Origin of the sequence: Mesorhizobium sp. M8A.F.Ca.ET.021.01.1.1 (assembly GCF_003998025.1) — a bacterium.
GTDB lineage: Bacteria > Pseudomonadota > Alphaproteobacteria > Rhizobiales > Rhizobiaceae > Mesorhizobium.
Map to the genome: position 1 here is coordinate 1 of NZ_RZSJ01000845.1, position 1,847 is coordinate 1,847.

The 1,847-nt window shown below is 64.6% G+C and carries 3 protein-coding genes; all 3 read left to right on the forward strand.

All coding sequences use genetic code 11. The features are described from left to right. On the forward strand, positions 1-354 hold a 354-nt coding region (locus EOA36_RS34650), incomplete at its 5' end, for an SCO family protein (RefSeq protein WP_145969487.1). A gap of 65 nt (positions 355-419) precedes the next feature. Beyond that, positions 420-1,292 carry a 50S ribosomal protein L11 methyltransferase gene (locus tag EOA36_RS34655; protein ID WP_127281158.1) on the forward strand — a complete coding sequence of 291 codons (873 nt, stop codon included), beginning with the start codon at positions 420-422 and terminating at the stop codon, positions 1,290-1,292. A 231-nt stretch (positions 1,293-1,523) separates the two neighbouring features. Beyond that, positions 1,524-1,847, forward strand: a 324-nt coding sequence (locus EOA36_RS34660) for an aminopeptidase P family N-terminal domain-containing protein (RefSeq protein WP_189553519.1), incomplete at its 3' end; no start/stop codon positions are given.

The following is a 1,847-nucleotide window of genomic DNA, read 5'->3' on the forward strand; positions in this document are numbered from 1 at the left end:
TTCGAGCTCTCCGGCTGGCTGAAGACGCTCGGCGACGACGGCACGAGCCTGCACGCCTATTTCGTCTCGGTCGACCCGGAGCGCGACACGCCGCAGGTGATGAACGCCTATGTCAGCAATTTCTCCGACCGCATCACCGGCATCACCGGCGACCCGGACAAGGTCCACGCCATGGCCAAGTCGTTCGGCATCTACTGGAAAAAGGTCGACACCGGCGATGGCGATTACACGATGGACCACACCGCCTCTGTGCTGCTGCTCAACGCCAAGGGCGACTTCGCCGGCACGATCGCCTATGGCGAGAGTGCCGACACTGCCGTTGCCAAGCTGAAGCGCCTCGCCGCGAAGGGCTAGAGCTTGATCCCGAAAAGTGGAACCGGTTTTCGGACAAGATCAGGCCTGGAGGAACATAAATTCACATGACCCAGACGCGGCTCCATTTCACCACCGGAAAGATCGAGGCAGACCGCATCTTCGCGGCGCTCGAAACGGCCTTCGAGGATGAAGGCCTGCCGATCGCCGTGCTGGAGGTCGACGAAGACGCCGACATCCACGAGGTCTCGCTCTACGCCGATGGCGACGTCGACGCGGTCGAGGCGCGGCTGAAGGACATTCTCGCCGGCCTCGCTCTGTCGAGATCGATCGAGCGCGAGGCGCTGCCCGACATCGACTGGGTGGCACGGTCGCTGGAAGGCCTGAAGCCGGTGCGCGCCGGCCGTTTCTTCGTCCACGGCGCGCATGACAGCAGGAAGCGCCACAGTGGCGAACTCGCCATCGAGATCGAGGCGGGCCTTGCCTTCGGCACCGGCCATCACGGCACCACCGCCGGATGCCTCGAAATGCTGGAGAAGGTCGTGCGGCGCGAGCACCCGCGCAACGCGCTCGACCTTGGCACCGGCAGCGCGGTGCTGGCGATCGCCGTCGCCAAGCTGGCGCATATTCCGGTGCTGGCCACCGACATCGATCCGGTGGCGGTCAGGGTCGCCGCCGCCAATGCGCGGCTGAACCACGTCAAGGGCCTGATCGAGACAGTGACCGCGCCGGGCTTTCACCACCCGATCTTTGCCAGGCGCGCGCCCTTCGATCTCATCGTCGCCAACATATTGGCGCGGCCGCTGATGCGGCTGGCGCCGCAAATGGCCGGCCATATCGCGCTTGGCGGCTCGATCGTGCTGTCGGGCATCCTCGACCGTCAGCGTGACGCGGTGATCTCGGCCTATGTCGGCCAGAACTTCCGCCATATCAGTACCTTGCACCGCGAGGGCTGGGTGACGATCCACCTCAAGCATTGAGGCCGGCAAGCCGGTTGCCGATCCTCGTAGGTTAATTCCTAGAACTTGATGCGTGTTGGCAAGGCGGCATCACCGAGAGAATGCCGGCGCCGTCCCCTTTCACGCCATGGCTGGACCAGTCTCATTTGGTTGTCACCCGGCAGTCGCTGTAGCAGTTTGCGCCAGCTGGAAATCGATTCCGCTTTTCCAGGCCCATAGGTTACGGTCGCGCGGATACCAAGGAGGCCCACCATGTTCCAGACCTTCGATTCCGCGGGCGACCCGGCGGTCGGCAAGCCGCGCGTGGCGCTGCTGCGCCAATGGCTCAGCGACAATGGCCTCGATGGCTTCATCGTTCCGCGCGCCGACGAGCACCAGGGCGAATACGTGGCCGATCGATCCGCACGGCTGAAATGGCTGACCGGCTTCAGCGGCTCGGCCGGTGTCGCCATCGTGCTGCGCGACCGTGCCTTTGTCTTTGTCGACGGGCGCTACACGCTGCAGGTGCGGGGCGAAGTCGACCTCGGCATCTTCTCGATCGAAAGCCTCGTCGACAACCCGCCTGCCGTCTGGCTC